Annotated in this window: 8 protein-coding genes; all 8 read left to right on the top strand. The window is 58.2% G+C overall.

Going from position 1 to position 6,540, the window contains the following annotated elements; translation table 11 throughout:
* Window positions 1-500 precede the first annotated feature (500 nt).
* The 8 genes from AC0L3X_RS46255 to AC0L3X_RS46220 all read left to right on the top strand — a co-directional run bounded on the left by AC0L3X_RS46255 (window position 501) and on the right by AC0L3X_RS46220 (window position 6,411).
* On the top strand, window positions 501-842 hold the full coding sequence (locus AC0L3X_RS46255; protein ID WP_231144027.1) for an acyl carrier protein: 342 nt from the start codon (window positions 501-503) through the stop codon (window positions 840-842).
* Window positions 839-1,231 carry a helix-turn-helix domain-containing protein gene (locus AC0L3X_RS46250; protein ID WP_231144028.1) on the top strand — a complete coding sequence of 131 codons (393 nt, stop codon included), beginning with the start codon at window positions 839-841 and terminating at the stop codon, window positions 1,229-1,231. Before AC0L3X_RS46255 ends, AC0L3X_RS46250 begins: the two co-directional genes overlap by 4 nt.
* Window positions 1,221-2,231: an ImmA/IrrE family metallo-endopeptidase gene (locus AC0L3X_RS46245; RefSeq protein WP_439034001.1), complete on the top strand. Its 1,011-nt coding sequence runs from the start codon at window positions 1,221-1,223 to the stop codon at window positions 2,229-2,231. The genes AC0L3X_RS46250 and AC0L3X_RS46245 overlap by 11 nt, the downstream gene beginning before the upstream one ends.
* Window positions 2,232-2,233: 2 nt before the next feature.
* Window positions 2,234-2,881 carry a C1 family peptidase gene (locus tag AC0L3X_RS46240; RefSeq protein WP_231144030.1) on the top strand — a complete coding sequence of 216 codons (648 nt, stop codon included), beginning with the start codon at window positions 2,234-2,236 and terminating at the stop codon, window positions 2,879-2,881.
* Window positions 2,882-2,886: 5 nt separating this feature from the next.
* Complete coding sequence (locus tag AC0L3X_RS46235; RefSeq protein ID WP_231144031.1) at window positions 2,887-3,750, top strand: hypothetical protein; 864 nt, start codon at window positions 2,887-2,889, stop codon at window positions 3,748-3,750.
* 370 nt (window positions 3,751-4,120) lie between these two features.
* The gene (locus tag AC0L3X_RS46230) at window positions 4,121-5,125 is read left to right on the top strand and encodes a nucleotide kinase domain-containing protein (protein ID WP_473317541.1); all 1,005 of its coding nucleotides are present in this window, start codon (window positions 4,121-4,123) and stop codon (window positions 5,123-5,125) included.
* 279 nt (window positions 5,126-5,404) lie between these two features.
* Window positions 5,405-6,085 (top strand): thermonuclease family protein, encoded by a 681-nt coding sequence (locus AC0L3X_RS46225; protein WP_439034002.1) that lies wholly within the window; start codon window positions 5,405-5,407, stop codon window positions 6,083-6,085.
* 134 nt (window positions 6,086-6,219) lie between these two features.
* On the top strand, window positions 6,220-6,411 hold the full coding sequence (locus AC0L3X_RS46220; protein WP_439034003.1) for a hypothetical protein: 192 nt from the start codon (window positions 6,220-6,222) through the stop codon (window positions 6,409-6,411).
* The last annotated feature ends 129 nt before the right edge of the window (window positions 6,412-6,540 follow it).

The raw sequence follows: 6,540 nt of genomic DNA, 5'->3' as shown, positions 1-6,540 counted from the left end.
AGAAGTGGAGGCGTCAAGCACCCCCACGATATGCCGCCTTCCCGATTCCCGCCGTCACCAACTTTCGGCGATAGCTCTTGAAGGCTGTCGATTATAGGGTCGCCTTCACTGCTGTGGCTGGAGAAACGATTTGCACGGCAAGCGCCATCGCGGATTTGCGCGATGTATCAAAGTAATCATGCGTGGACCGCGACTGCAAAACCCATCCATGCAGTGGTCCGGCAATCCCGATCAGCAGTCGATACGGCCACGCCCTCTATCTCCCTCGAGCCCCGACTTGTGCGCGTTTGCAAGGCGCGGAAGGCGCGCCTGGAAGCAGGGGGGTTTTTTAGGGAGAGGCCCAAATATTTCTTTGTAGAAACAGATGGTTACAACGAATATGGCGCCTTCAGCCAAAATGGACCCCTCCTGGGATAATGGCTCTTGTCTGAAAATCGGACATTGTGTATATTGTTAGTGCGATAATCAGACGCGGTGTTTTCGACAACTACGGAGGCGGCATGCCCACGGCAGTTTCGACCACGCAATCGGCGGCTTTTCCTGCCGCGCAAGTGGAGGCGTGTATCAGGGATACTTTGGCCGTCCAGGCCGCTGATCAGGCCATTCTGAGGCCGAGAGCACCCCAGATCCCGGGAATCGTTCCGGCTACTTCCTGGGAGCCCGAAATCGACTCTCTGGTTGCAGTGGAGGTTATCTGCGCGGTCGAGGAGCTTTTAGGCATCAAGTTGCCGGCGACGTTTTCTCCAAAAGGCGGCTACGACTCGGCCGAGGCCTGTGTGAATGACCTCCTGTCTGAAGCGAGCGCCGCATGGAATCAACTGACCAGTGAGAGAATATCATGAAGGATCGAATCGGTTTTTCACAGCCTTCACCCGAAGCTGATCGCATAGGGCTCAGCGAACGCCTGAAGCAGGCGCGCGAGTACATGGGTCTCAAGCAGGAGGATGTGGCCAAGTCAGTCGGCATCCCGCGGAGCGCTCTCTCCAATGTCGAGGCTGGTACGCGCAAAGTAGATGCTATCGAACTCTCACGACTCGCTAAATTGTATCAGCGCCCATTGGCGTGGTTCACGGGGGAGAATCCTGAAATTGGATCGGAGCTTCCCAAGGAGGTTGCACATGTCGCGAGAGCTGCGGCGACGCTCTCCCAGCAGGATCGCCAAGAGCTGGCGCGCTTTGCCGATTTCCTGAAATCCCGCGCTCGCGCAAAGGCCGGATCCGATGGCCGATAATCGCGCAGCCATATTGTCCGGTGCAAAGGCCGCGCACACTCTGCATCGTGATCTCGGGATTCGCGAACAGATCGAGCGTGGCGGTGGTGGCCGGGTAGATGTATTCGGAGCTATCGCCAAGCTTGGCGCGACATTGATGTTCCAGCCACTCGACAAGTTGCTTGGCGCTTATTTGCCGGGAGAAGAGCTCGGAGTTCTGATTACCACAAAACGCCCGCTCCCCGTCCAGCGCTTCACCGGCGCTCATGAGCTGGGACATCTCTATATGAGTCATCAACCCAGTTTGGATGACGCGAGCATCTTGCGGCGGTCTCCGTTCTCGACGGCCGGGCGCGCCGATCGGCAGGAGCGTGAGGCCGACGCATTCGCATCGATGTTCCTGAGTCCAGCTTGGCTTATTGCATTAACTCTACAGCGCCACGGATGGTCAGCACGTCAGCTGGCTGAGCCGGAATTTGTCTATCAAGCCTCACTGCGGCTCGGCACCAGCTATCGCGCCACCTGCTATGCCCTTGAAAGACACAAGGTCATCAGCAGCACTCAATGCGCGCGGCTGGTCGATGTCGAGCCGAAGACGATCAAGCAGCATTTCCTTGCTGGATACGAGCCGCCCGATTGGCGGTCCGATGTTTGGCTCCTGACCCAGCGCGATGAAGGCCTACTTATCGAAGGTGGCCGGAATGACCTCTTCGTTATGAAGCTCCGTGAGAACAGTGGCGCCGGCTATCTTTGGAATTTCGATCAGTTGCGCGACGCCGGATTCGCGCTTGTTATAGATGATCGCGAGGACGCCAGTCCCGACACGATCGGAGGGGTCTTGACCCGCACTGTCACTGCCCGGTCCGAAGATCGTGTGGAGGGCGAGGTCACTCTTCAAGAGGCACGACCCTGGGCCGCCGACACGCCCCTTCACCAGCTGCTTCTTCGGTATGATCTGCGCGGCCCCGAAAGCCCGGGCATGTGGGAGCCTGAACTGAAGCGGGTGTTGCAGGCAGCATAACCATGATCAAGAGCATCGTCGACCTGCGCGGCAGCTTCGGGGCGGCGCGGGACCAGCATTCTCGTCCCACGTGCCTTGCCTTCGCAGCAAGTGACACTCATGCGGCCATGCGGTCCGGCTGGACACCACTCTCGACGGAATGGGCTTACTACCATGCTGTGAAGCGTGATGGTGGGACGCCCGGAGATGGCTCTACGCTCGCTTCGATGCTCGAGACCATCAAGTCGGACGGTCAGCCCAGAGAAGCCCACTGGCCTTATATTCGCAACCACGTGATCGATGTCGCCTCCTGGAAGCCGCCGGGATCACCTGCAGAGCTGTTCTTTCGCAATCACGGCACGCAGCCGCCGGACATTCAAGAGATTCTCGATCGCCTCGATGCAGGTTCGCCTGTCCTCGTAACAATGAGCTTGTCCAACGCGTTTTATGTCCCTGGTGCTGATGGAACAATCTTTGCGACGGAGCCGATCGATTCCAAACGACGCCACGCGGTGGTCGCGGTCGGGTACGGCGAAAAGGCGGGCGCTAGATTCGTGCTGATCCGCAATTCGTGGGGCGAGGCTTGGGGTCTTCAGGGGTGTGCGTGGCTCGCGGCTAATTATTTGGCCCCCCGTCTTATTGCAACTGCCATCCTGACCACGGAGCCGTGACGTCCATGTACATGCCAATTCCGTCCCAGCAGACGAACGCCCAAGCCTGGATCGCCGCCGCCGCCGCCGTGCAGGATGCCGGTGGCGAGGCTCACAACGTTATTATCGATATCGCCGATCCGATATCGATTGCGCCAGTCGACCATGCGATCCTGACCACAGTCGACACGTTTCTTCGCGAGCATCACGCCTATAGCATTTCGAGCATAGCAAACACCATCTTCCCCCAAGGTCTGCTTGATCGGCACGGTGCTGATGGGCTTTATGCCGCCTACGGTGAGTTGTTGCCGCGGATGAAGCAAATGACCAGGGACTGGGGCCGCTATTTCGATCGGATGACGGCTTGGAAAAAAATAAATGGCAAAGAGGTTAAGCTCATTAACCCCCTCGATGACCTTGTGCGGTTCATGAAGACTCAGATTGCATCAAGGCGAACCTACCGCAACGCGTACGAAATGACGATCTATGATCCGGCTCGGGACGCCGGCAAAGTGTCGAACCGACAGTGCTTAAGCTTCCTGAGTTTCAAGCTTACAGACGACAACACCCTGCTGCTCACGGCGATGTATCGCAACCACATGTATGTCGCGCGAAGCCTCGGCAACTTCATTGGCCTTGGGCGCTTGCAAGCTTTCGTCGCCGCTCAAACAGACGCGACGCTGGGTTCGCTGACTTGCGTATCCACGCACGCTGAAATCGACGCAGGAAAGAAGGACCATGACGGCGTTGTGCAGGGATGGACCGTGAGTGAGGCAAACGCCCTCGTTCGGCAGTGCCGAAACCTCTTCAACGATCGTCCATCGCAGGCAGCGGTCAATTCGACCGCCATTGCTCAAATCGGATCGCCTGCTTCTTCGGATCGGCCGTAATAACGCCACGTCACAAAACTGTACAGGGAAGCGCGAGGTGCGACAGCAGCGCGGCGCGGGGACCACACCAGCAAACAGTTTCGAAAAATGCGTCGTGTATCTCCGGCGTTGTGAGGCTTTTTCGCGGGCGCTGACCAGGTCGGTAAGCCGTAACAGCGGCATGTAGGCTCCGTCCAACTCGCTCGCTTGCCCCGGCCTTCGGTTGGCTCAGGCCCGCCGATAGCCGCCCAATCAACGCTTTCTTCCGTCCTGTCGCGATTGCACGAGGGCCGCGTGACTGTCTCTTTTGGACAGTATATCGTAGCGCCGATTCGTTATCCGCTGGACCGACCCTATATCGTCGGCGGCAGCCCCAAGTATAAGGCGTCGAATGACCCCCACCATTGTCTTCGATACCTATTGGCGGTTTGCGGCAGAGCGGCTTGCGATGTTCTACCGCCGCTTGGCCGAGCCCTTTGAGCCATGCACCACGGATCCCGTTTTGAGATCCTATCGGTTCACGAACACCTATCGCGCAACCGATCGCGTCAGTCAGTACCTCATCGCGCAAGTGCAGACGCGGCCCGATCGCCCCCAAGCTCCCCGCGAGGTGTTCTTTCGCACCATGCTGTTTAAGATTTTCAATCGGATCGAGACATGGGAGGCATTGGAGCGGCGGCTTGGCCCCATCACGTGGGCGCGTCTCGATCCTGAGGCTCTTGACCGCGTGCTGGAGGACCTGCGCTGTCGGGGGCAGAGCATCTATTCGGCCGCCTACATCATGCCATCGCCGGCCTACGGCCATTCGCGTAAGCACAGCAATCATATAGCGCTGTTGCTGCAGATGATGGAGGATCGGGTTCCCGAGCGAGCTTGTCAGGCGCCGTCGCTCCAAACCGTATACGAGCTCATTTTGAAATATCCAGGAATTGGAAAGTTCCTCGCATTTCAATACTCGATCGACCTGAACTACGCCTCGATGCTGGACTTCTCCGAGGCTGATTTTGTCGTCGCCGGTCCCGGTGCGCTCGACGGCATTTCCAAATGCTTCACGGACACCGCTGGAAAGACGCCGGAGCAGATTATTTTTTGGATGGCGGAACAGCAGGAGGCGCAGTTCAAGAGACTGGGATTGCGCTTTTCGGGTCTTTATGGGCGTCCCCTCCAGCCAATAGATTGTCAGAACGTTTTTTGCGAGATTTCAAAATATGCTCGCGTGGCACATCCCGAGATTGGTGGCGTAGCCAACCGAACACGGATCAAGCAGATCTATCGTCAAAATCTGCTGCCTCCACCAACACCGCAATTCCCCGCCCGTTGGGGATTACACGTGCCGTATCCTCCGACACCGCGCAAATCGCCTTTTTCAGCACCGTTGCAACCCTCATTATTCTAAATCTACTCGCCGCCAGAATGCTTAGAACGGAGCTCCAGGTTGATACAGCGGATGAAGGCGCGGTCTTGGGCTGCATTACAAACCACAAAGGTCCAGTTCGGACCCTTCACAACTATTGAGATGCTGTCGGTCAGACCGTAGCTGTCCGCAACGTAGGCGGAAATCTCCTGCTCAACAGGTGGCGGCAAGGAGAACTGGCCGCAGGTCTGCCATTCAACGCTAGCGGCGAAGCTATAATGAATCAGGCGGTCTGGTACCTTTATGAAGTCAGTTGGGCAGATGGAGGCGATTCTGCTCTGCGCTCTGTTCGAGGGACGCTGGCTGTGCGGGACAGAGTTTCACTATCTCGAGCGGCCCGAGAAGCTGCCGGCGCTGAAATCACTCGAGAACTGGCAGAATCCAATGCGCGAGACTTGCGACAGCTTTAAGGTCATTGGAATGCGTGGAGGCTCTGTCGCATTGATACTCGCCATCGTCTCGGGTGCGGCGCTGGCCGACGATTTTGTCGGACAGGCGAGCGTGATCGACGGCGACACGCTGGAAATGCATGGAGTGCGCATCCGGCTTTGGGGCGTCGATGCACCGGAGAGCAGCCAGCTCTGCCGCGGCGAAGACAGCTTACAGTATCGATGTGGTGCGCAAGCCGCAAATGACCTTGACGCCTTCATTGCCCGCCGTCCCGTCAATTGTGTTCCAGTCAGCCTCGACCCGTATGGCCGCACGGTGGCGACCTGCTCGGTTGGTGGTGCGGACCTCGGCGAATGGCTTGTGCACAACGGTCTTGCGTTGGATTGGCCTCAATATTCGAAGGGCAGATATCGCGAAGCTCAGCGCGAGGCCGAGCGCACCGGCCAGGGTCTCTGGAACGGCAGCTATGTGGAGCCGTGGCTCTATCGTGCATGCATCCGCGCAAGTGGAAAGCCGCCCGCCTGTTCGGACGATGCAAATGCCCATCCTTGATGAGGTCCCTGCGAGGCACCAATCCACAACGTGCATTGGCCTATCACCGCACTTGGGCCGGGTAGCTCTGGCGCGGTTTGGGCGACTCACGCTACCCATCATTCTGGACCACCTCACTGCACAATGGGAATGAAATGGTTGCAGCCACCCGTGAATTGCCGGCCTCCGGTTACGCGCTTGAAGTCGACGGCCGGCTCAAAGCCGAATTTACAACCAGAGACGGCGCCAGGGCAGGTGGCGAAGAACTGAAGAGGCGTTTTCCCATGCTTCAGATCAGGATCTATGACGCGCAGACGCATGCGCGCGAGGAAATCCAGGTCCGCTGATTCAGGTCTTGGCGGAGTTCTTCCGCTTGCGCGCGTGCGGCTTTCGCCGCACCGGGCTCTCGTGTTGGGGTGGACGGCCCCCTTCCGCCGGTCTGCGTGGCAGGATGGGGTCGTCGATGACCTCAAACG

It is taken from the genome of Bradyrhizobium sp. MI1.7, assembly GCF_055811795.1.
This window is presented reverse-complemented; position numbering and strand designations above follow the sequence as displayed.